This is a genomic window from Streptomyces sp. GL_148, from assembly GCF_057834205.1.
This window is the reverse complement of record NZ_CM174396.1, coordinates 2,030,601-2,056,736: the sequence shown is the minus strand read 5'-3', so window position 1 is coordinate 2,056,736 and position 26,136 is coordinate 2,030,601. Positions and strand designations below refer to the sequence as shown.

General features: G+C 72.5%; 23 protein-coding genes. 12 read left to right on the top strand and 11 right to left on the bottom strand.

Annotated elements, in window-relative coordinates; genetic code table 11:
* Positions 1-73 precede the first annotated feature (73 nt).
* Positions 74-760, top strand: a complete 687-nt coding sequence (locus AC3IYI_RS09415; protein WP_489409741.1) for a nucleoside/nucleotide kinase family protein — start codon at positions 74-76, stop codon at positions 758-760.
* Positions 761-950: 190 nt separating this feature from the next.
* Positions 951-1,589 carry a hypothetical protein gene (locus AC3IYI_RS09410; RefSeq protein WP_489409740.1) on the top strand — a complete coding sequence of 213 codons (639 nt, stop codon included), beginning with the start codon at positions 951-953 and terminating at the stop codon, positions 1,587-1,589.
* A gap of 38 nt (positions 1,590-1,627) precedes the next feature.
* Here the strand turns inward: AC3IYI_RS09410 and AC3IYI_RS09405 are convergent, their stop codons facing one another.
* Together AC3IYI_RS09405 and AC3IYI_RS09400 are read right to left on the bottom strand one after the other, a co-directional pair.
* Positions 1,628-2,575: a carbohydrate kinase family protein gene (locus tag AC3IYI_RS09405; protein WP_489409739.1), complete on the bottom strand. Its 948-nt coding sequence runs from the start codon at positions 2,573-2,575 to the stop codon at positions 1,628-1,630.
* Positions 2,572-3,534, bottom strand: coding sequence for a pseudouridine-5'-phosphate glycosidase (locus AC3IYI_RS09400; protein ID WP_489409738.1), 963 nt, complete (start codon positions 3,532-3,534; stop codon positions 2,572-2,574). Before AC3IYI_RS09400 ends, AC3IYI_RS09405 begins: the two co-directional genes overlap by 4 nt.
* 82 nt (positions 3,535-3,616) lie before the next feature.
* Between AC3IYI_RS09400 and AC3IYI_RS09395 the strand changes: the two genes are divergently transcribed.
* Positions 3,617-4,414, top strand: a complete 798-nt coding sequence (locus tag AC3IYI_RS09395; RefSeq protein ID WP_489409737.1) for a class I SAM-dependent methyltransferase — start codon at positions 3,617-3,619, stop codon at positions 4,412-4,414.
* A gap of 73 nt (positions 4,415-4,487) precedes the next feature.
* Positions 4,488-4,877 carry a cupin domain-containing protein gene (locus AC3IYI_RS09390; RefSeq protein ID WP_327252156.1) on the top strand — a complete coding sequence of 130 codons (390 nt, stop codon included), beginning with the start codon at positions 4,488-4,490 and terminating at the stop codon, positions 4,875-4,877.
* Here AC3IYI_RS09390 and AC3IYI_RS09385 read toward each other — a convergent pair.
* From AC3IYI_RS09385 to AC3IYI_RS09375, 3 genes are all read right to left on the bottom strand, one after another.
* Positions 4,871-6,166, bottom strand: coding sequence for an MFS transporter (locus tag AC3IYI_RS09385; RefSeq protein ID WP_489409736.1), 1,296 nt, complete (start codon positions 6,164-6,166; stop codon positions 4,871-4,873). The two genes, AC3IYI_RS09390 and AC3IYI_RS09385, sit on opposite strands and share 7 nt — an antisense overlap.
* A 315-nt stretch (positions 6,167-6,481) precedes the next feature.
* Positions 6,482-7,042, bottom strand: coding sequence for a methylated-DNA--[protein]-cysteine S-methyltransferase (locus tag AC3IYI_RS09380; RefSeq protein ID WP_489409735.1), 561 nt, complete (start codon positions 7,040-7,042; stop codon positions 6,482-6,484).
* Between the two features lie 74 nt (positions 7,043-7,116).
* Positions 7,117-8,001 carry a glycerophosphodiester phosphodiesterase gene (locus AC3IYI_RS09375; protein ID WP_489409734.1) on the bottom strand — a complete coding sequence of 295 codons (885 nt, stop codon included), beginning with the start codon at positions 7,999-8,001 and terminating at the stop codon, positions 7,117-7,119.
* 242 nt (positions 8,002-8,243) lie between these two features.
* Here AC3IYI_RS09375 and uvrB point away from each other — a divergent pair, with 242 nt between their 5' ends.
* From uvrB to AC3IYI_RS09350, 5 genes are all read left to right on the top strand, one after another.
* Positions 8,244-10,403, top strand: a complete 2,160-nt coding sequence (uvrB, locus tag AC3IYI_RS09370) for an excinuclease ABC subunit UvrB (protein WP_489409733.1) — start codon at positions 8,244-8,246, stop codon at positions 10,401-10,403.
* An 87-nt stretch (positions 10,404-10,490) separates the two neighbouring features.
* Positions 10,491-11,069 carry a TerD family protein gene (locus tag AC3IYI_RS09365; RefSeq protein ID WP_385369842.1) on the top strand — a complete coding sequence of 193 codons (579 nt, stop codon included), beginning with the start codon at positions 10,491-10,493 and terminating at the stop codon, positions 11,067-11,069.
* 121 nt (positions 11,070-11,190) lie between these two features.
* Entirely contained in the window at positions 11,191-13,194 is a 2,004-nt protein-coding gene (locus tag AC3IYI_RS09360) for a TerD family protein (RefSeq protein WP_489409732.1), read from the top strand.
* A gap of 267 nt (positions 13,195-13,461) precedes the next feature.
* Positions 13,462-14,445 carry a TerC family protein gene (locus AC3IYI_RS09355; RefSeq protein ID WP_489409731.1) on the top strand — a complete coding sequence of 328 codons (984 nt, stop codon included), beginning with the start codon at positions 13,462-13,464 and terminating at the stop codon, positions 14,443-14,445.
* 91 nt (positions 14,446-14,536) lie between these two features.
* A complete protein-coding gene (locus AC3IYI_RS09350) occupies positions 14,537-15,760 on the top strand; it encodes a serine hydrolase domain-containing protein (protein ID WP_489409730.1) in 1,224 nt (407 codons plus the stop codon).
* A gap of 32 nt (positions 15,761-15,792) precedes the next feature.
* Here the strand turns inward: AC3IYI_RS09350 and AC3IYI_RS09345 are convergent, their stop codons facing one another.
* From AC3IYI_RS09345 to AC3IYI_RS09335, 3 genes are all read right to left on the bottom strand, one after another.
* Positions 15,793-17,109, bottom strand: coding sequence for an MFS transporter (locus tag AC3IYI_RS09345; protein ID WP_489411483.1), 1,317 nt, complete (start codon positions 17,107-17,109; stop codon positions 15,793-15,795).
* A gap of 203 nt (positions 17,110-17,312) precedes the next feature.
* A complete protein-coding gene (locus AC3IYI_RS09340; RefSeq protein WP_489409729.1) occupies positions 17,313-17,969 on the bottom strand; it encodes an MBL fold metallo-hydrolase in 657 nt (218 codons plus the stop codon).
* Between the two features lie 281 nt (positions 17,970-18,250).
* Positions 18,251-18,940 (bottom strand): maleylpyruvate isomerase family mycothiol-dependent enzyme, encoded by a 690-nt coding sequence (locus AC3IYI_RS09335; protein WP_489409728.1) that lies wholly within the window; start codon positions 18,938-18,940, stop codon positions 18,251-18,253.
* Between the two features lie 187 nt (positions 18,941-19,127).
* Here AC3IYI_RS09335 and uvrA point away from each other — a divergent pair, with 187 nt between their 5' ends.
* Positions 19,128-22,103, top strand: a complete 2,976-nt coding sequence (gene uvrA, locus AC3IYI_RS09330; protein WP_489409727.1) for an excinuclease ABC subunit UvrA — start codon at positions 19,128-19,130, stop codon at positions 22,101-22,103.
* A gap of 139 nt (positions 22,104-22,242) precedes the next feature.
* On the opposite strand, the gene AC3IYI_RS09325 is transcribed toward uvrA, so the two are convergent.
* Positions 22,243-22,893, bottom strand: coding sequence for an NAD(P)-dependent oxidoreductase (locus AC3IYI_RS09325; protein ID WP_489409726.1), 651 nt, complete (start codon positions 22,891-22,893; stop codon positions 22,243-22,245).
* 115 nt (positions 22,894-23,008) lie between these two features.
* Between AC3IYI_RS09325 and AC3IYI_RS09320 the strand changes: the two genes are divergently transcribed.
* The gene (locus tag AC3IYI_RS09320; RefSeq protein WP_489409725.1) at positions 23,009-23,614 is read left to right on the top strand and encodes a TetR/AcrR family transcriptional regulator; all 606 of its coding nucleotides are present in this window, start codon (positions 23,009-23,011) and stop codon (positions 23,612-23,614) included.
* Here the strand turns inward: AC3IYI_RS09320 and AC3IYI_RS09315 are convergent.
* On the bottom strand, positions 23,589-24,488 hold the full coding sequence (locus AC3IYI_RS09315) for a carbohydrate kinase family protein (RefSeq protein WP_489409724.1): 900 nt from the start codon (positions 24,486-24,488) through the stop codon (positions 23,589-23,591). The two genes, AC3IYI_RS09320 and AC3IYI_RS09315, sit on opposite strands and share 26 nt — an antisense overlap.
* A gap of 115 nt (positions 24,489-24,603) precedes the next feature.
* Here AC3IYI_RS09315 and AC3IYI_RS09310 point away from each other — a divergent pair, with 115 nt between their 5' ends.
* A complete protein-coding gene (locus AC3IYI_RS09310) occupies positions 24,604-25,035 on the top strand; it encodes a Rieske (2Fe-2S) protein (RefSeq protein ID WP_489409723.1) in 432 nt (143 codons plus the stop codon).
* Between the two features lie 30 nt (positions 25,036-25,065).
* Here AC3IYI_RS09310 and AC3IYI_RS09305 read toward each other — a convergent pair whose 3' ends face one another.
* The gene (locus tag AC3IYI_RS09305; RefSeq protein WP_489409722.1) at positions 25,066-26,019 is read right to left on the bottom strand and encodes a hypothetical protein; all 954 of its coding nucleotides are present in this window, start codon (positions 26,017-26,019) and stop codon (positions 25,066-25,068) included.
* Between the last annotated feature and the right edge of the window lie 117 nt (positions 26,020-26,136).

The following is a 26,136-nucleotide window of genomic DNA, read 5'->3' as shown; positions in this document are numbered from 1 at the left end:
CCGGGCCACCGGCCCCCTGTGCGCCGGTGATCCCTCCTGAAAAACGTTAGGGGCCACCACTGACAATGGGCTGGTGCAGCTGGAAGCGATCACATGGCAGCGGATGGCCGAGCGGCTCGCCGGTCACCTCGACGACGACGAGAAGGGCAGCGGCGAGAGCGGGAGCGGGAGCGAGACCGGTCCGGAGGACCGATGGCAGCGCGTGGGCATCGACGGGGCGCCCGCCGCCCGCACCGGCGTCCTCGCGGCGGAGCTCGCCGACGCGCTGCGCCTGCGCGGGCGTTCGGTCCTGGTGGTGGCGGCCGAGGGCTTCCTGCGCCCGGCCTCCCTGCGCTTCGAGTTCGGCCGTGAGGACGTGGACTCCTACCTCGACGGCTGGTACGACACGGCGGCGCTCTGGCGGGAGGTCTTCGGCCCGACCGATCCCGGCGGCACCGGCCGGGTGCTGCCCGACCTCTGGGACCCTGCCACCGACCGGGCGACCCGCAGCCCCTACGCCGAACTCCCGCCCGGCGGCGTGCTCATCGTGCACGGCCCGCTGCTGCTGGGCCACTGGTTCCCCTTCGACCTCAGCGTCCACATCGGCCTGTCCCCGGGCGCGCTCGCCCGCCGCACCGAGGAGTCCGCCCGCTGGACCCTCCCCGCCTTCGCGCGCTACGAGGCCGAGACCGCCCCGGCGGACCGGGCCGACGCCCTGGTCCGCGCCGACGATCCGCGCCACCCGGCCTGGACGGGCCTGCGCGCGGGACGCACCGGCTGACTCCGCGGGGGCCGCCGCGCGTACGTCCGCGTACCCCCGCCCCGTCACGGAGGTCCGGGAACCGCAACAGGAGGATTCCGGCACGGTGACGATCGGTTCCGGCCATCGCTCCGGCCGGAACCGCACGCTACGTTGACGGCACGCTTCGACGGCGGCCACCCCGGTGGCGCCTTGGCAGAGGGAGAAGGCGATGCGCGGACACGGCACGGCGGTTCGGGGCGCGAGACGGGTGCGCACGCAGGCGGCGCTCGCCGCGCTGGCCCTGTGCGGGACCCTGGCCCTCACGGCTTGCAACGGCGACGAGGAGGCCGGCGCGCCGGGAACCCCCGCGAGCCCCGCCACCAGCGCGGCGGCCACGGGCACCGCCTCGCCGTCGGCCTCGCCGTCGCCCTCCTCGGCCCCGTCGAAGAAGCCCACCCCGGCCGCCACTTCGACCGTCACCCCGGCCGGCACGAAGAAGGCGCCGACGCCCGGTCCCACTTGCGACCACAAGATGCCGATCTCGCCCGACGAGGTCGCCGTCTACCGCTACACCCCCGAGGGCGGGGTCCACAGCCTGATCGTCAAGCACGGCAACTGGGGCTGCGCCGCTCCCGGCAAGGACGCCGCCCCCTTCGAGACCACCGGCAAGGAAACCTTCCTCAACATCGCCGAGGACGCCAAGATCACGGCCGTCACTCCCATCATCGCCAGCCCGGTGAGCAAGCCGATCACGCTCCAGCAGCTCATCGACTGGCTGATCGCCCACCCGAACCAGGGCCGTGTCTTCCGCTACCACCTGGACAGCGCGGGCGTGATCGACTGGATGGACCAGCAGTACACGTCGTAACACCCACAGGCGCGGCCGTACGGTCTTCCCCGTTCTCCCTACGGCCGCCCGCCCAGCCGGGTCACCGCCAGCGCGGCCGCCCGGCAGCCGGCCCCCGCGGCCCACGCCGAACCCGCTCCGGCCAGCCGGGCCGCGAGGAACGCGCCCGTGAAGGCGTCCCCGGCGCCCGTGGAATCCACCGCCTCGGCGCTCTCCGCGGCGACCTCGGCCGTCACCCGGCCGTCCTCGGCGATGAGCGCCCCGGCCCCGCCCCGGGTGACCACCACCAACGGCACCCGCCGGCTCAGCTCCGCCGCCGCCCGCGCGACCGCGGCCGCCCCGGTCGCCCCATCAGTCCCACCCGCCCCGTGCGGCCCCGCGAGCAGCAGTGCCTCGTCCTCGTTCGGCAGCAGTACGCCGGCCCCCGCCGCGGCGGCCAGGAAGCGCTCCGGACCCAGCGCGGCCAGGAACCCCGCCGAGGCCGGATCCACGCTCACCGGTACGTTCCGGGCACGGGCCGCCCGTAGCGCGATCAGGGCCAGCTCCCGGCTCGCGTCGGCGAAGAACAGGTAGCCCGACAGGTGGAGATGGGCGACCCCGTCCAGCAGTCCGGGCTCCCAGTCGGCGGCGGAGAGCCGCAGCGAGGCCCCGCTGTCGGTCAGGAAGGTCCGCTCCGCGTCCTCGCCGACCAGCGCGACCACCGTCCCGGTCGGCTCGACGGGATCGACCACCAGTCTCGGCCGCACCCCCGCGTCGAGCAGCGCCCGCTCGTGCCACCCGGCCGAGTCGGCGCCGACCCGCGCGAGGAGGCGTACCTCCGCGGCGCCCGCATGGGCGGCCCAGCAGGCCGCGTTGGCCCCGGCGCCGCCCGGCAGGGTGCGGATCCGGGCCGGGGTATCGGTACCCGGAGCCAATGGCTCCGCATGCACCGCCACGACATCCGTCACCACGTCCCCCACGACGAGCAGCGCCCCCGGCCCGGCGGGAGCGGCCGGCGCCGCGGTCACGGCCGCGCCGCCCAGGCCCGCGCGATCCGGGCCCCGAGGCGCACGTTGCCCCGTACCGCCGCGAGGTTGGCCTCCAGGGAGGCGCCGCCCGTCGCGCGCACCAGGAACCCCAGCAGGAACGGCGTCACCGCCTGTCCCGTGATGCCCCGCTCCCGGCACTCCGACAGCGCCTCGGCCAGGACCCGGTCGTGGAGCTCCGGATCGAGCTGGTGCTCCCGCGCGACCGGGTTGGCGACGAGCAGCGCCGACTCCGCGCCGCCGAGGAGGTCCTGAGCGGCCATCACGGCCGCGACCTCCTCCGGGCGGTGCACCGTCCAGTCGACCGGCTCGCCGGAATCGGCCAGGTAGAACCCGGGGAAACGATCCGTCCCGTAGCCGAGGACCGCCACCCCCAGCGTCTCCAGCCGCTGGAGCGTCGCGGGCACGTCCAGGATCGACTTCACCCCCGCGCACACCACGGTGATCCGGGTCCGGGCCAGCAGCGCGAGGTCCGCCGACTCGTCCTGCGATCGCGTCCAGTCCCGGTGGACGCCGCCCAGCCCGCCGGTGGCGAAGACCCGCAGTCCCGCCCGCGCGGCGAGGAAGGCCGTGGCCGAGACCGTGGTCGCGCCCGTCGCCCCCGTGGCGAGGGCGGGGGCCAGATCCCGGTGGCCGAGCTTGCGCACGCCCTGGCCGCCGGCGATCCGCTCCAGCCGGGCCTTGTCCAGCCCGGCGTGGGCCACCCCGTCGATGACCGCGATCGTCGCCGGGACGGCTCCCTCCGCCCGGACCAGCTCCTCCAGTTCCAGACCGACCGCCAGGTTGCGGGGGCGGGGCAGGCCGTGGGCGAGGATCGTGGACTCCAGCGCCACGACGGGCTGCCGGCGCTCCAGCGCCTCACGCACCTCCTCCGACAGGACCGGGACCGCGGCCGGGAGGGGGGACGGCGCCGTGTGCTCAGATGCTGTGTGCTGTGGCATGTCCCCATCCCTGGCACGCGATCCGGCACCCCAAACGCCCGGACATCGCACCGGCGCGAACCCGCCCCGGTAGCGTGCCTGCATGAGCCCTCAGGACGCACCCGCCTCCCGGGACCCGCGCGCCTTCTACGACGAACTCGCCGACCGCTACGACCTGCTGTACGCCGACTGGCGCGCGAGCACCGCCCGCCAGGGCCGCGCCCTGGACGCCCTGATCGGCGCCGCCCTCGGCCCCGGACCCCACCGGGTCCTCGACACTGCCTGCGGCATCGGCACCCAGGCCCTGGGGCTGGCCGCCCTGGGGCACCGGGTCACCGGCACCGACCTGAGCCCCGGCTCCGCCTCCCGCGCCGCCCGCGAGGCGGGTGCGCGCGGACTCGTCCTGCCCGTGGCCGCCGCCGACATGCGGGCGCTGCCGTTCCCCGACGGCTCCTTCGACGCGGTGGTCTGCGCCGACAACGCCCTGCCGCACCTGCTGACGGCCGCGGACGTACGGGCCGCCCTGGCCGAGATGCTGCGGGTGCTGCGCCCCGGCGGCCTGCTCCTCCTGTCCACCCGGCCGTACGGGGAACTGCGCGCGGCGCGGCCGCTGAGCGAGGCCCCGCACGTGCACGAGGGCCCCGAGGGGCGGACCATCACCTTCCAGCTGTGGCACTGGCACCCCGACGGGACCCGCTACGACCTGGAGTTCTTCCAGCTGCTGCCCACCGGGGACACCTGGACGACCCGGGTCGCGCGCACCACGTATTGGGCGATGGCGGAGGAGGAGACGGCCGCCTTCGCGGCGGCCGCCGGTTTCACCGGGACGGTGTGGCACGCCCCGGCGGACACCGGGTTCCACCAGCCGGTGCTCGCCGCGCGGCGCCGCTCGACAGGGTGACGGGTGGGGCGGGCGCGCGCTGGACGCTCTGGTCACCCCGGCGCGCCGGGCGCCCCGATTAGGCTCCCGGAGCATGAGCACAAGTGATCACCGTGATGCCCCCGCCCCCGCCCCCGCCTCCTTCGCCGTCTCCGTCCCCGACTTCCCCGACTCCGAGCTGGAAGTGGACGAGCTCGACCCCGCGCAGATCGTCTCCGGGAACCCCGTCGTGACGGGCAAGGTGCTGTGGGAGGCGCCGGACGGCTCGCAGGTCCGCGGGATCTGGCAGATCACCCCGGGCGTGGTCACCGACACCGAGGCGAACGAGCTGTTCGTGGTGGTGAGCGGCCGCGCCACCGTCGAGGTGGAGGGCGGCGAGACCCTGGAGGTCGGCCCCGGCTCCGCTTGCGTCCTGCGGGAGGGCGACAAGACCACCTGGACTGTCCACGAGACCCTCCGCAAGGCCTACCACATCAGCTACTGATCGGTAGGGGAGGCCTTCGCCGAACGGCGGCGCGAAGTGAACAGGGCGAGCGCCGCCATCGGCAGCAGCAGCGCGGCGGCGGCCGCGTTGAGCCAGCCGTAGCCCGCCTGGGACATGACCAGCCCGGCGGCGGCGCCGCCGACCCCGGCGGCCGTGTTCATGGTGAGGTCGCCCAGCCCCTGTACGGCGGCACGCGCGGGCTGCGGCACCGAGTCGGTCAGCAGCGCCGAGCCGGACACCATGCCGGCGGACCAGCCCAGGCCGAGCAGGAAGAGGCCGACGCCGCTCTGCGTGTGGTTCCCGTCGGCGGTGCCGGCGAGCAGCGCGGCGATGGACAGCAGCCCGGCGGCGAGCCCGATGACGGACAGCCGGCCGATCCGGTCCGCGAGCCAGCCCATCACCGGCGAGAAGCCGAACATGCCGGCGATGTGCCCGCTGATGACGAGCCCGATGAGCTGGAGCCCGGCTCCGTGGTGCCCGAGGTCGACCGGGGTCATCACCATGATCGAGACCATGGTGGTGTGTGACACCGCGATGGTGAGCAGCGCGAGCCGGGCCCGGGGGGAGGCCTTGACGGCCGCGAACCCGGCGCGCAGCGAACGCCCGGCGCGGGTCTGGTCCTCGGCCGGGGCGAGCGCGCGGGCCGTCAGCAGCGGGTCCGGGCGCAGGAGTACGCCGATCAGCGTGGCGGTGAGCAGGAAGACGGCGCCGGCCCATATGAAGGGCCCCGCCGTCGGGGGTATCGAGGTGCCGGTGAAGCTGCGGCTGGCCGGGGCGGAGAGGTTGGGGCCGAGCACGGCGCCGATGGTGGAGGCCCAGACGACGACGGAGATCGCCCGTGCCCGGTGGTCCGGCTCGGCGAGGTCGGCGGCGGCGAAGCGGGCCTGGAGGTTGGCGGAGGAGGCGGCTCCGAAGGCGGCCATGCCGAGCATCAGCAGCGGGAAGCTCTTGATCGAGGCGGCGAGGACGACGAGGGCGGCACCGGCCGCGCCGATGACGTAGGCCACGACCAGGCCGGGCCGGCGGCCGCGCGCGGTCATCAGCGCGGCGAGCGGCAGGGAGACGGCCGCGGTGCCGATCACGGAGGCGGTAGAGGCGAAGCCGGAGAGCGACTCCGTGCCGCTGACCTCGGTGGCCAGGACCGGGGCCAGGGCGATGCTGATGGGCACGCCGATCCCGCCCAGCACCTGGCCGGCGATCAGGACCCCGGAGGTGCGGCGCCGCAGTCTGGGCAGGTCGGCGGCGGTGAAGGTGACGGCGGGCCGGGCGGTGCCGGGCGCGGTGCTCACGCCGTCCACCTCCGACACGGGTGCGGAGGGGCTGCGGGTGCGGCGCAAGGTATGGTCACCGCCGCAGTTTCGCACCCCTGACCGGACGGGCGGAACAGGGTTTCAGGGAGCAGGGGGAGCACCGGGAGCACGGCCAGGCCCTAGGGCCTGTCGTCAAACTCCCGTCTGCCTCGCGACGCCTGGCACGCGCTCTCGCCGCACCGGGCGAAAGCCCGAGTACGTCCAGTACGCGTACTTTCGCCCGGCGCGCCGAGAGCACGCACCAGACGCCGCGCGGCCGCCCTTCGGGCGACGACGGGAGTTTGACGACAGGCCCTAGAACAGCGGCTGGGGGAGTACCCCCTCCAGGGCCAGGAGGCGGCGCTTGGTCTCCACGCCGCCGCCGAAGCCGCCGATGCCCCCGTCGTTCTCCACGACCCGGTGGCAGGCCACCACCAGGGGCAGCGGGTTCGAGCCCATGGCGTTGCCGACGGCCTGGGCCGCGCCCGGGGCCCCGGCCCGGGCGGCCAGCTCGCCGTACCCCACGACCGCCCCGTAGGGCACGGTGCGGTCCAGCTCCAGCAGGACCTGCCGGTTGAAGCCGGAGCTCAGCCGCCAGTCCAGCGGCAGCTCGAAGCGGCGCAGCGTACCGGCGAAGTAGGCGTCCAGCTGGCGTATCGGCTCGGCCAGCAGGACCTCCTCGCCCGGCGGCGGGCGCCGTGCGTCGGCGCCGAGGCGGGAGATCAGCGCCCCGATCATCTTCTCGGCCCGGTCCGGTCCGGCATGGAACTCGACCTTGACCAGGCCCTCGGGGGTGGCGGCGAGGAGCAGCGGCCCGATGTCGCTGTCGACGACGGTCCATTCGAGGTACGGCCCGCGGGGCTCAGGAGTGTCCACCCCTTCACGGTACGGCGCCCCACTGACGACGCCGACAACGCTGACAACGCCGTCAGCGCTGGCAGCCCCGCCCGTCAGTAGCCGCCGACCGCTTCCCGTACGACGTCGGGATTGTCGGTGATGATCCCGTCCACGCCCATGTCCTGGACCTTCCGGGCGGTCGTGGCGTCGTCCACGATCCAGGTGTCCACTTCCAGCGCCTTGCCGTGGGCGCCGAGCAGCCCGTGCACCGCGGCGACCCAGTCGCTGTTGATGGTGGTGTGCCAGGGGTTGATCCGGTCGGTGAACTCGGCGTACCGCGGCAGGTCGGCGAGGGCCGGGGTGCCGAGGAAGGCCGTGACCAGGTCGGGGCGCAGTTCGTGCACGGTGCGGACCGAGGTGGCGCTGAAGCTCTGGACCACCAGCCGGCGGGCCACGTGGTCCTCTTCGAGCCAGCCGGTCTCGCCCAGCACGTCCAGGATCTGCCCCTCGATCCCCGGGTAGAGCTCCGGCTTCTTGATCTCCAGGAGCAGCCGCTGCCGGTTGCGGTGGACCCGGTTCATGTACACCCGCAGGGTCGGTACGCGGGCGCCCGCGAACTCCTGTCCGAACCAGCTGCCCGCGTCCAGCCGGGCGATCTCCGCCGCGGTGAAGTCCTTCACCCGCCAGGGCTTGCGGTCGGGGAACGCCTCCTCGACGTCGGTCGTCCGGGTCAGGGTCTCGTCGTGGATGACCACGAGCTCCCCGTCCTTGGTGCGCTGGACGTCGTTCTCCACCCAGTCGAACCCCATCTCCATGGCGAGGTCGATCGCCTCCAGGGTGTTCTCCGGGGCGTACGCCGAAGCCCCCCGGTGGGCGTACACGATCGGGTTGGACAGCCAGTCCGGACCGGATGCGGCCGAGGCGGAGCCCGCAGCGCACACGGTCAGGGTGAGTCCAAGGAAGGCGGCGGTGGCCGCGGCGGCGGATCGGACGTACATGCGCGTTCTCCTCGGGTCATGGGCCCTGCTCCTGCCGTCAAACGGGCGCGGAGCGGCATTCGTTGCGGCGAGGCACTGGCGGCGTGCGTTTCCGACGCACTTTCAGGGAGAGCCGCGTACGGCGATCATGGGGTTGACGATCACCGGGCCGCCACCGAACTACGACAAACGGACCAGGCCCGCACGGCTCCGCCCGGGGCGGGCGGGCCTCGCGTGTCAGTGGGTGGTCGTACGGTTGACCCATGCGGCCCGTATCGAAGATCGAACGCACGGTGGCGCCTTTCGAGGTCGTCAGCTCCTACACGCCCAGCGGCGACCAACCGGCGGCCATCGCCGAGCTGGAGAAGCGCATCCGTGCAGGTGAGAAGGATGTCGTGCTGCTCGGCGCGACCGGAACCGGCAAGTCGGCGACGACCGCCTGGATGATCGAGAAGCTCCAGCGGCCCACCCTGGTGATGGCGCCGAACAAGACGCTCGCCGCCCAGCTGGCGAACGAGTTCCGCGAGCTCCTGCCGAACAACGCGGTCGAGTACTTCGTCTCGTACTACGACTACTACCAGCCCGAGGCGTACGTACCGCAGTCGGACACCTACATCGAGAAGGACTCCTCGATCAACGAGGAGGTGGAGCGGCTGCGCCACTCCGCGACCAATTCCCTCCTCACCCGGCGCGACGTCATCGTCGTCGCCTCCGTGTCCTGCATCTACGGCCTCGGCACCCCGCAGGAGTACGTGGACCGGATGGTCCCCCTCAAGGTCGGTGAGGAGATGGACCGGGACCAGCTCCTGCGCCGCTTCGTCGACATCCAGTACACCCGCAACGACGTGGCCTTCACCCGGGGCACCTTCCGCGTGCGCGGCGACACCATCGAGATCTTCCCGGTCTACGAGGAACTGGCCGTCCGCATCGAGATGTTCGGCGACGAGATCGAGGCCCTGTCCACCCTGCACCCGCTGACCGGCGAGGTGATCAGCGAGGACCGCGAGCTCTACGTCTTCCCCGCCAGCCACTACGTCGCCGGCCCCGAGCGCATGGAGAAGGCGGTCCGCGGCATCGAGGCCGAGCTCGCCGAGCGCCTCGCCGAGCTGGAGAAGCAGGGCAAGATGCTGGAGGCGCAGCGCCTGCGCATGCGCACCACCTACGACCTGGAGATGATGCGCCAGATCGGCTCCTGCTCCGGCATCGAGAACTACTCGCTGCACATGGACGACCGGGAGCGCGGCTCCGCCCCGAACACCCTCATCGACTACTTCCCCGAGGACTTCCTCCTCGTCATCGACGAATCGCACGTCACCGTGCCCCAGATCGGCGCGATGTACGAGGGCGACGCCTCCCGCAAGCGGACCCTGGTCGACCACGGCTTCCGGCTCCCGTCGGCCCTCGACAACCGGCCGCTGAAGTGGGAGGAGTTCCAGGAGCGGATCGGCCAGACCGTCTACCTGTCGGCCACTCCGGGGAAGTACGAGCTCTCGCGCGGCGACGGCTTCGTCGAGCAGATCATCCGCCCGACCGGTCTCATCGACCCGGAGGTCGTGGTCAAGCCCACCGAGGGCCAGATCGACGACCTGGTGCACGAGATCCGCCAGAGGGTGGAGAAGGACGAGCGGGTCCTGGTCACCACCCTCACCAAGAAGATGGCCGAGGACCTGACCGACTACTTCCTGGAGCTCGGCATCCAGGTCCGCTACCTGCACAGCGACGTGGACACCCTGCGCCGCATCGAGCTGCTGCGCGAGCTGCGGGCCGGCGAGTACGACGTCCTGGTCGGCATCAACCTGCTCCGCGAAGGCCTCGACCTGCCCGAGGTGTCGCTGGTGGCCATCCTCGACGCCGACAAGCAGGGCTTCCTGAGGTCGGGAACCTCGCTGATCCAGACCATCGGCCGCGCGGCGCGCAACGTCTCCGGCCAAGTCCACATGTACGCGGACGTCATCACCCCGGCGATGGCCCAGGCGATCGACGAGACGAACCGGCGCCGCGAGAAGCAGGTCGCCTACAACACGGCCCACGGGATCGACCCGCAGCCGCTGCGCAAGAAGATCAACGACATCGTGGCCACGATCGCCCGCGAGGAGCTCGACACCGAGGAGCTCCTCGGCACCGGCTACCGGCAGACGAAGGACGGCAAGGCCCTCAAGGCACCCGTCCCGGCGCTGGGCGGCAAGGCATTGCAGGCCGCGTCGGGCGGCAAGGCCGGGGCCAAGGGCGCCAAGGGAGCGAAGGGCCCCGTGGTCGCGACCGACCGTCCCGCCGCCGAACTGGCAGCACTCATCGAGCAGATGACCGAACGGATGCGGGGCGCGGCCGCGGAGCTGCAGTTCGAGGTCGCGGCCCGGATCCGGGACGAGGTCGGCGAGCTGAAGAAGGAGCTGCGACAGATGAAGGAAGCGGGCCTCGCCTGACCCGGAGGCGGTCAGTAGGGTTGGCACCAGCCGCAGGTACACGCTGCGCACCCCCATCGGGGGAGGGCTATGGAGAGGGGACAGCGCGTGACGGTCAACATGACCAAGGGTCAGGCCATCAATCTGCAGAAGGCGGACGGAGGCACGCTGACCGCGGTCCGGATGGGCCTCGGCTGGCAGGCGGCCAAGCGCCGTGGGCTGTTCGGCTCGCGGACCCGGGAGATCGACCTCGACGCTTCGGCGGTGCTCTTCGCCGACAAGCAGCCCGTGGACGTGGTTTTCTTCCGGCACCTGCAGAGCGACGACGGCTCGGTCAAGCACACCGGTGACAACCTCGTCGGCGGCGTCGGCCAGGGCGGGGACGACGAGTCGATCCTCGTCGACCTGCAGCGCGTGCCGGTGCACATCGACCAGATCGTCTTCACGGTGAACTCCTTCACCGGTCAGACGTTCCAGGAGGTGGAGAACGCCTTCTGCCGCATCGTCGACGAGACCAACGGCCAGGAGCTGGCCCGCTACACGCTGGACGGTGGCGGCCAGTACACCGCTCAGATCATGGCGAAGGTGTCGCGCGTCGGCGCCGGCTGGCAGATGACGGCCCTCGGGAACCCGGCCAACGGCCGTACCTTCCAGGACCTGATGCCGTCGATCCTGCCGCACCTGTAAGCAGGACCGGCGGCTCGTCAGAGCACGGCAGCACGGCAAAACAGCAGCACAGCACAGCACAGCACGACCGGGCACGATCGAGGGCCCGGCGGAAGAACGGGTACGGGGGAGGGGCTGCACGATGACGGCCGAACTGGTCCGGGGGCAGAACCACCCCTTGTCCCGGAGCCGGGTGGAGGTCAGGGTCTCGGCGGGCACACCCGTGCTCGCCCTGGCCCAGCTCGGCGACGACGCGGGCCGGCTCGCCGGCCCCGGTGCGGTCGCCCACCCGGGCGCCCGCACCCTCCCCGGGCTGGAAGTGCCCGGGGCGGCCTCCGGGCAGCACCGCATTGCGGTCGACCTCGACGCGGTCGCACCGGCCGTCCACCGGGTCGGCTTCGTCCTGGTCCTGCCGCCCGGCGGACCGGGGCACTTCGGCGCGGTCCCCGCCTCCTACGTGTCCGTGGCCGACCCGGAGGGCGCGGAGCTCGCCGGGTACACGCTGACCGGACTGGAGACGGAGACCGCCGTCGTGGCCCTGGAGCTGTACCGGCGCCAGGGCGCCTGGAAGGTGCGCGCCGTCGGCCAGGGGTACGCCGCCGGCCTCGGCGCGCTCCTGGCCGACGCCGGGCTGCCCGCCCCGGCCGCAGCCGAGCTGGCCGCCGCCGCCCTGGGCACGGCGCCGGCCGGGGACATCAACCTGGCCGCCCTGCCCGGCGGTCCGGCCCCGACCGTCCCGCGCGGGCTCCGGGCTCCCGCCCCGGCGCCGGCGCCGGCGCCGACTCCGGCCCCGCAGGACGTTCCGCCCGCGCCGGCCGCCGCCACGCCCCCGGAGCCGGTCGTCCCCGTCTCCGGAGCCCCGTACGCCGGTAGCCCGGGCCCCGTGCCCGCTCAGGGCGCCGACACCGCGGGCGGCCCGCCCACCATCAGCTACGCCCACCCGCGCCGCCGCACCAGCACCGAGCCGCCCGAGCCCGCGCCGCGCCCGGCCGCGCCGACGGGGCCGGGCGAGGCGCCCCGCCCCGTCGCCGGGGACGCGAGCGGCTGGTCCATGGAGGAGCGGCTCTACAACCAGGTCTGGGGCATGTTCGAGGACCTGGCCCGCGCCGTCGCCGCCTACCGCGGCGCCGTCGAGTTCGCCGACTCCCGGATGGACCGCGAGCTCGACGAGGCGCTGTCCGACCCCCGCCACCGGCTCGGCGGCTCCGGCAACGCCGCGCGGGACGCGGCCCGGGCCCGCCGCGAGGAACTGGTCGCGCGGGCGCAGGAAGTCCTCGACCGGGACCTGGTCCAGCTCACTGCCGAGTCCGAGGTGGTCGAGCCCGCGCTGCCCGCCGCGTACGCGCGCTGGGACAACCCGGTCTGGCAAGCGCACTCCGTGCCCGCCGAGGCGCCCCTCGCCCTGCGCCTGGGCGACCTCCACCTGCCCGAGCGGCCCGGCCTGCGCATCCCCATGCTGGTCCGGGTCCCGCTGGAGCGCGGGCTGTGGATCGACAACGGCCGTACCGGCTCCGAAGCGGCCATGGCGATGGACACCGACCGGCTGCGCCGGGCCGCCATGGACATGGCCGTCGCGCACGCGGCGCGGATGCTGGCCGCCCACCCCGCCGACCGGTTCGCCGTCCACGTCATCGACGCGGCCGGAGCCGGAGCCGCGTCGCTGGCACCGCTGGTGCGCGCCGGAGTGCTGGCCGGGGCGCCCGCCGCCGGGGCCGCGGGGGTCACCGAGACCCTGGAGCGGCTGACCCGCAGGGTGGACCTCGTACAGATGGCGGTGCGGGCCGGGGCTCCCGAGGACCTGCCGCCCGATGTGGACACCTCCGACCAGCTGCTGATCGTGCACGACTTCCCGCACGGCTTCGACGACCGCGCCGTCACCCGTTTGCGCTACCTCGCCGACGAGGGTCCGGCGGTCGGCGTGCACCTCCTGATGGTCGCGGACCGTGACGAGGCCTCGGCCTACGGGCCGCTGCTGGATCCGCTGTGGCGCTCGCTGATGCGGCTGTCGCCGGTACCGGACAACCACCTCGCCGACCCCTGGGTCCACCACGCCTGGATCTTCGAGCCGGACGTGCCCCCGCAGGGCAGCCGGGTCCTCGACCAGGCGCTGGAGCGGGTCGCGGCGGCCCGGGGCGGCGCGCGGTAGCGGCGGCGGGGCGGTCCGCCGCCCGCCCTCGATGACCGGCCGCTGACCAGCTCTTGGGGTCCCCTTTACCTAAAGCGCCTACGACGGGTACCCTGATGAGTGCGGAGGGGAGTATTCCTGCTTTCCTGCTACGGCGTGCCCGTCAATACGGACTGCAATCGGTCCCGGGGCGCCGGCCCGTGGCCTCCTGGCCGTCCGGGTGGAAGAGACCTCCGGCAGCGATGACGCTGACAAAGTTCTGAGCCATCTGCCGGAGGCGTGTTAATAGTGGACGTTTCGTTGACCCTCTGGGTGCTGACCATTCTTGGTCTGGGCATCCTCATCGGCGCCGATTTCTTCATCGGCCGCAAGCCGCACGACGTCTCCATGAAGGAAGCGGGCATCTGGACGGTCGTCTGGATCGTCCTCGCGGTGCTCTTCGGCCTCGGCCTGCTGGTGTTCGGAAACGGCCAGGCCTCGCAGGAGTTCTTCGCCGGCTTCATCACCGAGAAGTCCCTGAGCGTGGACAACCTCTTCGTCTTCGTCCTGATCATGGCGAAGTTCGCGGTCCCCTCACAGCTCCAGCAGCGCGTCCTGCTGATCGGCGTACTGATCGCCCTGGTCCTGCGCGCCATCTTCATCGCCGCCGGCGCCGCGATCATCACCAACTTCTCGTGGGTCTTCTACATCTTCGGCGCGTTCCTCATCTACACCGCGTGGAAGCTGATCCAGGAAGCCCGCAAGGACGAGGACGACGAGGAGTTCGAGGAGAACCGTCTCCTCAAGTCCATCGAGAAGAAGTTCGGCGTCGCCGACCGCTACCACGGCACCAAGCTCTTCATCCAGAACAACGGCAAGCGCGTCCTGACCCCGCTGATGGTCGTCATGCTCGCCATCGGCACCACCGACGTGCTGTTCGCCCTGGACTCGATCCCCGCGATCTTCGGCCTCACCCAGGACCCGTACATCGTCTTCACCGCGAACGCCTTCGCGCTGATGGGTCTGCGCCAGCTGTACTTCCTCATCGGCGGCCTGCTCAAGAAGCTGGTCCACCTCAGCTACGGCCTCTCCGTCATCCTCGGCTTCATCGGCATCAAGCTCGTGCTGCACGCCCTGCACGAGTCGGGCCTGCACGTCCCGCAGATCTCCATCCCGGTCTCCCTGGGCGTCATCTGCGGTGTCCTGGTGATCACCACGATCACCAGCCTGATCGCCTCGAAGAAGCAGGCCGAGGCCGAGGCCGCCGCCGGCCCGGAGCGCATCGACGCCTGATCCTGTGTCACCCCGGTCGCCGCGCGACCGGGGTGACCCGGGCCTAGGCTGAGGATGTTGCCTTGGCCGTCGTACGACAGGAGGCCCTGCAATGAGGGCGACCCGAATACGCATGCGCAGGGCCTGTGTGGCCGTCTCGGCCGCAGGCGCACTCCTGGTCCCGGTCGTCGTGGGTACCGCCTACGGGGCCACTGCCCCGGCGCGGTCCGTGTCCGCCGCTCCGTCCCCGGACGGCGAATTCCCCCAGCTCACGCCGGCCGTCGCGGCCCGACTGGACGCGGCCGTGCGTGAGGTGATGGACCTGGCGAAGGTGCCGGGCGTGACCGTGGGCCTGTGGGCTCCCGGCAAGGGCAGCTACGTGAAGTCCTTCGGCGTGGCCGACAAGGCGACCGGCGCGCCCATGAAGCCCGGTCTCGGGGTCCGGATCGGCAGCGAGACCAAGACGTTCACGGTCACCGCCCTCCTCCAGTTGGTCGACCAGGGCAAGCTCGCCCTGGACGACCCGATCGGCAAGTACATCAGCGGCGTCCCGAACGGGGACCGCATCACCCTGCGCGAACTCGCGGGCATGCGCAGCGGGCTCTTCAACTACAGCGAGGACCCGGGGTTCGACAAGGAGCTCTCCGGCACGTCCACCTTCACGCCGCAGCAGCTGCTCGACATCTCCTTCAAGCACCCGGTGAACTTCGAGCCGGGCGCGCAGTTCGAGTACTCCAACACCAACCTGATCCTGCTCGGCCTGCTGGTGGAGAAGATCACCGGCCGGCCGATCCATGAGGTCATCGGGCAGAACGTGGTGAAGCCCGCCGGGCTGAGCAGCCGCACGCTCTTCCCCGTCGGCAAGGAGTTCCCCGAGCCGCACGCGCACGGCTACACCAACGACCTGCCCGGCGGGGAGATCGTGGACGCGACCGACTTCGACCCGTCCTGGGCCTGGGCCGCCGGAGCGATGGTCTCCGACCTGGAGGACCTGCGCAGCTGGGCGAAGACGCTCGCCACCGGCACCCTGCTGACCCCCGCGACCCAGGCCGAGCGGCTGAAGACCCAGCCGATCGGCATCATCCCCGGCGCGGGCTACGGGCTCGGCATCTTCAACGTCCAGGGCTGGATCGGCCACAACGGCTCGCTGCCCGGGTACGAGACGCTGACCGTCTACCTGCCGCAGGAGCAGGCCACGATGGTCATCGTGCTGAACACCGACGACCTGTACAAGGGCCAGGAGCCCAGCACCCTCTTCGGGGAGGCCGTCACCAGCATCGTGACCCCCAGCCACGTGTACCCGGGACACAAGCCGACCGTGGACAAGAGAGGCTGAGCGGTTGCGCGGCTAGGCCGTCTCTTTCGGGTCTAGACGGGGGCGGCCGCTTCGGCCGCCCCCTTCTCGGACTCCGCGTCCGCGCCCGTCCGCTGCCGTACGACCACCGGGTTGGTCTCCGGCAGCAGCGCGAAGCAGGCCAGCGAGACCAGGGAGATCGCCGTCAGATACACGGCGACGGCCCACGGCGGGCCGGAGCCGTCAGCCAGCGCCGTCGCCACGATCGGGGTCAGCGCACCGCCCAGCACCCCGCCGAGGTTGTAGCCCACGGCCGCGCCCGTGCAGCGGATCCGCGGGGCGTACAGCTCGGGCAGGTAGGCACCCACCACCGCGAACATCGTCACCATGCCGAGCAGGGCGCCGAACAGGCCCACCGTCATCAGCAGCGGGTCCGCGGTGCGCAGCAGCGCCACGAACGGGAACATCCACAGCGCGGACGCCGCGCAGCCGGCCAGGCACAGCGGGCGCCGGCCGTAGCGGTCGCCGAGCACCGCGATCACCGGGGTGGCCACCCCCTTGAGGGCGACGGCCACCATGATGCAGGCCAGCATGACGGAGCGGTGCACACCGAGGTGCTCGGTGGCGTACGCGAGGGACCAGGTGGTGACCGCGTAGAAGACGGCGTAGCCCACGGCCAGGGCCCCGCCGGTCAGCAGGAGCAGGCGCCAGTGGCCCCGTAGGACCTCGGCCAGGGGAGCGTCGGCCCGGTGGCCGGTCTCGGCCAGCGCACGGAACTGCGGGGTCTCCTCCACCGAGCGGCGCAGCCACAGCCCGGTCAGGGTCAGCAGCCCCGCCACCCAGAACGGCACCCGCCAGCCCCACGCGGCGAACTGCCCGTCGGACAGCGTGCTCGACAGGGTCAGCATCAGGCCGTTGGCCAGCAGGAACCCCACCGCCGGGCCCATCTGCGGGAAGCTCGACCACAGTCCGCGCCGCCCCTCGGGCGCGTGCTCCGAGGTCAGCAGCACCGCGCCGCCCCACTCACCGCCGAGGCCGAGGCCCTGGAGGAAGCGCAGCAGGACCAGCAGGACCGGCGCGGCCATCCCGATGGAGGCGTACGAGGGCACGCAGCCCACCGCCACCGTGGCCAGGCCGGTGAGCAGCAGCGAGGCCAGCAGCACCGGGCGGCGGCCGTACCGGTCGCCGATGTGGCCGAAGACGGCGGAGCCGAGGGGCCGGGCGAGGAAGCCGACGCCGAAGGTGCCGAAGGCGGCGAGGGTCCCGGCGAGCGGGGAGAAGGAGGGGAAGAAGAGCGGGCCGAGCACCAGGGCGGCGGCGGTGCCGTAGACGAAGAAGTCGTAGAACTCGATGGCGGTGCCGACGAGGGAGGCCGCGGCGAGCCGGAGCATCGAGGGGGAGGAGGGGGAAGGGGCCGGGGCGGCGTCGGCCGGAACGGCCTTGGCCTGGGGGAGGGGAGCGGGGGAGGGGTCCTGTTGCATGGTGCAGCAATTACCCCGCCCCGCCCCCTCAGGACGTGCGTTCGGCCATCAACGACCGGAAGGGAGTGCGGTCCGGCGTGAGGTTGACGGGCCGGCGCCCCCTTCGCCGCCCGCTACCAGCCGCGCTCGCGCCATTCGGCCAGGTGGGGGCGCTCGGCGCCGAGCGTGGTGTCGTTGCCGTGGCCGGGGTAGACCCAGGTCTCGTCCGGCAGCTGGTCGAAGAGCTTGTGCTCCACGTCGTCGACGAGCTGGGCGAAGGCCTTCGGGTCGCCCCAGGTGTTGCCGACGCCGCCGGGGAAGAGGCAGTCGCCGGTGAACACGTGCGGGTGGCCGTGCGGGTCGTCGTAGACCAGCGCGATCGAGCCGGGGGTGTGGCCGACCAGGTGGCGGGCGGTCAGCGTGACCCGGCCGACCGTGATCGTGTCGCCGTCCTCGACGGGCACGTCGGTCGGGACCGGGATGCCCTCCGCGTCGTAGCGGCCCGCGTACGTCCGCGCGCCGGTCGCCTGGACCACGTCCGCCAGCGCGCCCCAGTGGTCGCCGTGCTGGTGGGTGGTGACCACGGAGGCGATGCCGCCGTCGCCGATCAGGCTCAGCAGGGTCTGCGGCTCCGCGGCCGCGTCGATGAGCAGCTGCTCGTCGGTGGCCCGGCAGCGCAGCAGGTAGGCGTTGTTGTTCATGCCGCCCACCGCGACTTTGGAAATCATCAGGTCCGAGAGTTCGTGCACGTCGGCCGGACCGCCGACCTTGACCGCTCCGCTGTACGTCATGATTCGATCCTAGGCCTTCCGTATTTCCGGTACGCTCGCCAAGTCCCGCAAGGGGTAGGGCGAGAAGACGCCCTGTGGGAGTCAACCGCATCGTGTCCGTCCCCGGCTTGCCGGTACGGATCACGCGGCAGTACAGCGTCTGCGTTGTGCCTCTGCTCCCCGAATGCCGGACCAGCGCCCTGAGCGACCCCGGATGAGCCGCCCCCGGGCGACCACGCCGGACGGCCCAGGAACCGCCCCGGCTGCAATCCGCCATCCCCACGGGAATAACGGATCAAGTCTTAGAGCGGAGGGAGGGCGGGCAGTGGTTCGCCCTCGGTGGTCAGTGAGGCCCCCTTGTCGCCGCGGCCGGCCAGCCAGCCCAGCAGTGCGGCGGCGGTCCCGGTCACGGTGACGACCGGGGCGCCCGCCGAGCCGGTCCGCCAGTGGCGCCCGTCGGTGGCGGACAGGGTGGTGGGCGGCACCTCCGGGCGTCCCGACCAGCGGTCCGCCAGGAACTCGATCTCCCGGCCGGTGAACTCCTCGGGGAGGTCGGAGAGCTCGTACCCGATGTTCAGGTCGACGTGGTGCAGCTCGACCTCGATCAGGCGCCGGAAGGGGATGCGGGCGGCCGTGTCGGTGACCCCGTTGCGCAGTTCCACGGTGCGGGTCCAGTCCTGCGGGCGTTCGGCGACGGCCTGCCAGCGGTCCGCGGAATTCCGGACGTCCTCCAGCTGTTCCAGCAGAGGACGCCCCGCATCGCGCTCGATGTCGGAGTCCCGGGAGGTGGCGCTCTCGTACATCGGGCGGCCCTCGAAGACCTCGACCAGGGCGTCCGCGTTCCGGGCGAGGTGGGCCAGGACGTGCCCGCGGCTCCAGCCGGGGAGACGTGACTCGTCGGCCAGGGACGCGTTGTCCAGCTTCGCGGTCGCGGTCAGCAGCCGATCGGTGGCCTCACGTACGGAGCGCAGGTCGTGCGCATGATCAATCATGCGGCTGAGCCTAGTGGTTGAGGGGCCCTCGCCACACGATCGGGTGAAGAGGGCTGCGGAGTGCCGAAAATCGAATGCACGTGCTATACGCTCGGAGTCCACTCTCCCACTCCACCGCAGAGGCGCCCCCCAATACCCTGGGACGGGGGCCAGTGCCCCCGCTCTCTCAAGAAAGGTGCGGACCGGCGTGACCGACCGTCTCATCGTTCGTGGCGCTCGCGAGCACAACCTCAAGAACGTCTCTCTTGACCTGCCGCGCGACTCGCTCATCGTCTTCACCGGACTCTCCGGGTCGGGCAAGTCCTCCCTGGCCTTCGACACGATCTTCGCCGAGGGCCAGCGCCGCTACGTCGAGTCGCTCTCCTCGTACGCCCGCCAGTTCCTCGGGCAGATGGACAAGCCCGACGTCGACTTCATCGAGGGCCTCTCCCCGGCCGTCTCCATCGACCAGAAGTCCACCTCGCGAAACCCCCGCTCCACCGTCGGCACCATCACCGAGGTCTACGACTACCTCCGCCTGCTCTTCGCGCGCATCGGCAAGCCCCACTGCCCCGAGTGCCGTCGGCCGATCTCGCGGCAGTCGCCGCAGGCGATCGTCGACAAGGTGCTCGCGCTGCCCGAGGGCAGCCGCTTCCAGGTGCTCTCGCCGCTGGTTCGCGAGCGCAAGGGCGAGTTCGTCGACCTCTTCGCCGACCTCCAGACCAAGGGCTACAGCCGGGCCCGGGTGGACGGGGAGACGATCCAGCTCTCCGAACCGCCCACGCTGAAGAAGCAGGAGAAGCACACCATCGAGGTGGTCATCGACCGCCTCACCGTCAAGGACAGCGCCAAGCGCCGGCTGACGGACTCCGTGGAGACCGCCCTCGGGCTGTCGGGCGGCATGGTGATCCTGGACTTCGTCGACCTCGCCGAGGACGACCCCGAGCGTGAGCGGATGTACTCCGAGCACCTCTACTGCCCGTACGACGACCTCTCCTTCGAGGAGCTGGAGCCGCGCTCCTTCTCCTTCAACTCGCCCTTCGGCGCCTGCCCCGAGTGCACCGGCATCGGTACGCGCATGGAGGTGGACCCGGAGCTGATCGTCCCGGACGAGGACAAGTCCCTGGACGAGGGCGCGGTCTCGCCGTGGTCGCTCGGCCACACCAAGGACTACTTCCAGCGGCTGGTCGGCGCGCTCGCCGGGGAGCTCGGCTTCCGCACCGACATCGCGTGGGCCGGGCTGCCGCTGCGGGCGAAGAAGGCCCTGCTGTACGGCCACAAGACGCAGATCGAGGTCCGCTACCGCAACCGGTACGGGCGCGAGCGGGCCTACACCACGGCCTTCGAGGGCGCGGTGCCGTTCGTGAAGCGGCGCCACTCGGAGTCCGAGAGCGACGCCAGCCGCGAGCGCTTCGAGGGCTACATGCGCGAGGTGCCCTGTCCCACCTGCCAGGGCACCCGGCTCAAGCCGATCGTGCTCGCGGTGACGGTGATGGACCGCTCGATCGCGGATGTCGCCGCGATGTCGATCAGCGAGTGCGCGGACTTCCTCGGGCGCCTCAAGCTCGACGCCCGCGACAAGAAGATCGCCGAGCGGGTCCTCAAGGAGGTCAACGAGCGGCTGCGCTTCCTCGTCGACGTCGGCCTGGACTACCTCTCCCTCAACCGCGCCGCCGGCACCCTCTCGGGCGGCGAGGCCCAGCGCATCCGCCTCGCCACGCAGATCGGCTCCGGCCTGGTGGGCGTGCTGTACGTGCTGGACGAGCCCTCCATCGGCCTGCACCAGCGGGACAACCACCGTCTGATCGAGACCCTCGTCCGGCTGCGGGACATGGGCAACACGCTCATCGTCGTCGAGCACGACGAGGACACCATCAAGGTGGCCGACTGGGTCGTGGACATCGGCCCGGGCGCCGGCGAGCACGGCGGCAAGGTTGTGCACAGCGGCTCGCTGAAGGACCTGCTGAAGAACCCCGAGTCGATCACCGGCCAGTACCTGTCCGGCAAGCGGTCCATCCCGCTCCCGGACGTACGCCGTCCCGTGGACCCGTCGCGCAAGCTCACGGTCCACGGCGCCAAGGAGAACAACCTGCGGGACATCGATGTGTCCTTCCCGCTGGGCGTGCTCACCGCGGTGACGGGCGTATCGGGCTCCGGCAAGTCGACGCTGGTCAACGACATCCTGTACACGCACCTCGCCCGCGAGCTCAACGGCGCGCGTTCGGTGCCGGGGCGGCACACCCGGGTGGACGGCGACGACCTCGTCGACAAGGTCGTGCACGTGGACCAGTCGCCGATCGGCCGGACCCCCCGGTCCAACCCGGCCACCTACACCGGTGTCTTCGACCACGTCCGCAAGCTCTTCGCGGAGACGATGGAGGCGAAGGTGCGCGGCTATCTGCCGGGCCGCTTCTCCTTCAACGTGAAGGGCGGCCGGTGCGAGAACTGCTCCGGCGACGGCACGATCAAGATCGAGATGAACTTCCTGCCGGACGTGTACGTCCCGTGCGAGGTCTGCCACGGCGACCGGTACAACCGGGAGACGCTGGAGGTCCACTACAAGGGCAAGTCCATCGCCGAGGTCCTGAACATGCCGATCGAGGAGGCCGCGAGCTTCTTCGAGGCCGTCCCCACGATCTCGCGGCACCTGAAGACGCTGAACGAGGTGGGGCTCGGGTACGTCCGCCTCGGCCAGTCGGCGCCGACGCTGTCGGGCGGCGAGGCGCAGCGCGTGAAGCTGGCCTCGGAGCTCCAGAAGCGGTCGACGGGGCGGACGGTGTACGTCCTGGACGAGCCGACGACGGGTCTGCACTTCGAGGACATCTCGAAGCTGATCACGGTGCTGTCGGGGCTCGTCGACAAGGGCAACACGGTCATCGTCATCGAGCACAACCTCGACGTCGTCAAGACCGCGGACTGGGTCGTGGACATGGGCCCCGAGGGCGGGTACGGAGGCGGCCTGGTCGTCGCCGAGGGCACGCCGGAGCAGGTCGCCTCGGTGGGCGCGAGCCACACGGGCAAGTTCCTGCGGGACATCCTGGGCGCGGACCGCATCTCCGACGCGGCGTCCGAGCCGGCCCGGCCGGTGAAGAAGGCAGCCGCGCGGAAGAAGGCGGCGGCCCCGGCCAAGAAGGCGGCCGCCCCGGCCGCCGCGAAGAAGGCCACGCGGACCCGCAAGGCGTAGCCCTCCCGCCGGCGGGGCTGGATCCACGCCGATGTCGGCCGGGATCCAGCCCCGTCGGCGTGTGAGGCGCGGGGTCCGGGGGAGGGCGGAAGGGCGGGTAAGGGGACACGCCCCGCGCAGCGGCACGCCCGGCCGGGGGCTACGCGGCGACGCCGATGGCGTGGCCCGAGGTCGAGGGGTCGGACAGGGTGGTCAGGAGCGCGTCGGCGACGTCCGCCCGGCCGATCACCTTGCCGCCCGGAACGTTGGCGTCGACCGCCCGCCGGTACGTCCCCGTGAACGGCCGGTTCAGCAGCCTCGGCGGCCGGATCACCGTCCACTGCGTACGGCTGGCGGCGATCGCCTCCTCCATGACCGCAAGGTCCGCGTACAGGTCCCGCAGGGCCCTGCGCAGGATCGGGTAGACCAGCACCCGGACGAGCGCGCCGTCCTCCGGCCCGTCCGGGGCCACCGGCGCCGCACTGACCGCCGACAGGCGGCTCACGCCGGCCCGGTCCATCGCGGAGACGATCGACCGCAGGGCCGGGCCCGCGATCGGGGTCAGCCTGGCCTGCTTGTTGCTCGCCGCGCCAAGCGCGGAGACCACCGCCTCCTGCCCCTCCAGCACCGACATGAGCGCGTCCTCGTCGGACAGGTCCCGCACCACCGCCACCCGCAGCCGTCTCTGCGCCGCCACGTCCAGCCGCGCCGGGTCGCGGACGACCGCCGTCACCTGGTGACCTGCTGCGAGTGCCTGGCGGACCACCTCGTGGCCGACCCCGCCCGTGGCTCCGAACACCGTGAGTTTCATGTGGCTGTGCTCCCGTATTCATGTGACGCATGACGTATGGCGCATGACGTGTGGCGCATGACCGAAACAGGGTGGGTGAGTGCTCACTCACCCTCGCTTCCGTTATGGTGAGTGAATGCTCACCCCAAAGTCAAGCCGGTCCACCCCGGAACGCCTGCTCGATGCCGCCGAGACCCTGATGCGCACCACCGGACTGGCCAACGCCACCACGAAGGCCATCGCCCGGGAGGCGGGCTGCTCGGAGGCCGCGCTCTACAAGTACTTCGCGAACAAGGAAGAGCTGTTCGTCCGCGTGCTGATGGAGCGCCGCCCCAACGCCGGCGCGATGATGGCGGCGCTGACCGGCGACCCGGGGGACCAGCCGGTCGAGGAGCGGCTGACGGAGATCGCCCGGTACGCCTCGCTCTTCTACGCCGAAGCCATGCCCATGTCCGCCTCGCTCTTCGCCGACCCCGTCCTGCTCACCCGCCACCGCGAGGGCGTGCGGAGCATCGGCGCGGGTCCGCACGTGGTGCTGGAGGCCCTCACCGGCCATCTGTTCCGCGAGCTCGAACGCGGCAGGCTGCGCCCCGACGCCGACCCGGCCGCCGCCGCCGCGCTGCTGCTCGGCGCCTGCTTCCAGCGGGCCTTCTTCCTGCACTTCTCCGGGCCCGACACGATCGCGCCGGTCGAGGAGTTCGCCCCGGCGGTGGCCGCTACGGTGTGGGCCGCGCTCCGCTGAGCTCGCGGGCGTACGGAGGCTCCGCGCCCGCCCGGGTACAGGTCAGCGCGGCCGCCGCGGCGGCGTACGAGAGCACCTCGGGCCAGTCCACCGGGCCCGGGCCGCCCGCGCCGCCCGCGAGCCGGTGCAGCAGGGCCGCGTTCACGGTGTCGCCCGCGCCGATGGTGTCCACCACCGCGACCCGGCGTGCGGGCACCGAGTGCTCCGCTCCCTCCCGCGTCCACACCGTCAGGCCGCCGGCGCCCCGGGTGAGCACCACCGCCGACGGTCCCGCCGCCAGCCAGTCACCGGCGCGGCCGCCCAGCCACGCCGCGTCCTCCTCCGACAGCTTGAGCACGCCGACGTGCGGCAGCCAGGACAGGAAGCGGGCCCGGTAGGCCGCCGGGTCGGCGATCAGCGCCGGACGGATGTTGGGGTCGAGCAGGGTCAGCAGCCCGCGCCCGGACTCCCGGCGCAGCAGGGTCTCGTAGGCACTGGCCCCCGGCTCCAGCACCAGCGAGCAGGTGCCGAGCGCGAGGGCCCGTACCCCCTCGGGGAGCGCCGGCGGCAGCCGGAACAGCCGGTCGGCCGTGCCCTCGACGTAGAAGCCGTACGCCGCCGAGCCGTCCGGGGCCAGCGAGGGCACCGCCAGCGTGGTCGGCTCCGGGCCGCGCTGGACCAGGGAGAGGTCCACCCCGGCCGCGCGCAGCCCGTCGAGCAGTGAGGCGCCGAAGCCGTCCGTCGAGATCCGGGAACAGAAGGCGGTCCGCACGCCGAGCCGGCCCAGCGCGAGCGCGGTGTTGTACGGTCCGCCGCCCGGCCGCGGCAGCAGGGCCCCCGGCGGCTGCGCCACGGGCACCAGGTCGATCAGGGCTTCTCCACCGACGACGATCACGCGGGGGAAGGTATCCCATCGGGCGCGGGTATCGTCGGGTGGGCCCGCCCGGGCCCGGCCAGGCCGATCCCGGCCCGCCGCAGCCTCAACCCATCCTCACTTCCGGGAGAACCGCATGTCCGCCTCGCAGTCCGCCGCCCGTCGTACCGTCCTCAAGGGCGCCGCCGCGATCGTCGGAGCCGTCGGCGGCGGTGCTGCGCTCACGGCCTGCTCCACCGAGACCAACAGCGGCTACGGCTCTCCGGCGGTCCCCGCCGAGCCCGTCGAGCTGGGTGCGGCGGCCGAGGTGCCGGTCGGCGGCGCGAAGCTGTTCCGGGAGAAGAAGCTCGTGGTCAGCTGCGCGGAGGCGGGCCAGTACAAGGCCTTCAGTGCCCAGTGCACCCACCAGGGCTGCGTCCTGGACAAGATCGTCGAGGGCGAGGGCAACTGCCCCTGCCACGGCAGCCGGTTCGACGTGACCACCGGCAAGGTGCTGCGCGGCCCGGCCACCGCCCCGCTGCCGGAGGTCCCGGTGAAGGTCGAGGGCGGCAAGCTCGTCGCGGGCTGACCGCCACCGCGGCCACCGGCCGCCGCCCCCTCATTCCCAGTCCCACCCGATCCCCAGGATCCCGCGCCGCACCCCCTGCTCCACCAGGTGCACGGCCCGGTGCGGCCCGCTCGGGTTCAGGTCCGCGAGCCGCCCGCGCGGCGCGCCCGGCCCGCTGCGCGTGAAGCGGCGCCAGCGCACCGGCAGCGCGGCCTCGTCGAAGCGGACCTGGAGCACGTACTGGCCGCCGGTGTAGCTGAAGCCGCGCACGTACTCGCTGCTGCGGCCCGCGGTGCCGTCCTCGAAGCCGTAGCCGAAGACGTAGGTGTCCCCGGCGCGCAGCCGGGCGTCGAAGAGCAGCTCGGCGACGACCAGCTCCGCTTCGGGGTGGCGGCGGATCCGCCCGGTCCGGCAGTTCTCGTCGGCCCGGACCCGGATCCGCTCCGGATCGCAGCCGGGGTCGCCGTGGTGGACCGCGATGTACCGGTCGACCCCGTCGCGGTGGGCCCGTACGACGTGCTGTGATTCGCGGCCGAGCAGCTCCCCGGCGGGCCCGATCCGCACCCGCTCGTGCTGGCCGACCGTGTGCAGGCCGCCGTCGGCGGGCAGTCCCATGCCGGCCAGCAGCTCCTCCACGGCCGCGCCCACGCTGAACAGTGCCCGGTACGAACGCGAGGGCGGCCGGGCCGCGGCGGCCGGGGCGGGATCCGGCGCGGCCAGCAGCCGCAGCAGGGAGCCCTCGGGCAGTTCCAGGATCTGCTCCAGGGCCCGTACGGCCTTCAGGGACTCGGGGCGGCCCGGGCGCCGGGCGCCCTGCTGCCAGTAGCTGAGGCTGGTCACCCCGAGCTTGATGCCGCGGGCGGCGAGCCGGTGCTGCACCCGGTGCAGGGGCAGGCCGCGGGAGGTGAGGGCGGCGCGGAGCGCGAGGTGGAAGGGGCCGTCGCGCAGCAGGTGCGGCAGGTCCCGGGCGCTCTCCGAGGAGGTGCCGTTCACGCTCGACCGCATGGCGGCTCCTCCTGTGAACGTTCACGCGACGGGGTGCGGGCGGTCCGGCGGGTGACGCCCGGGGTCCCGGCGGGCCCAGGTGGGGTGACGGCGGACGTTCACACTCTGGCCCCACCG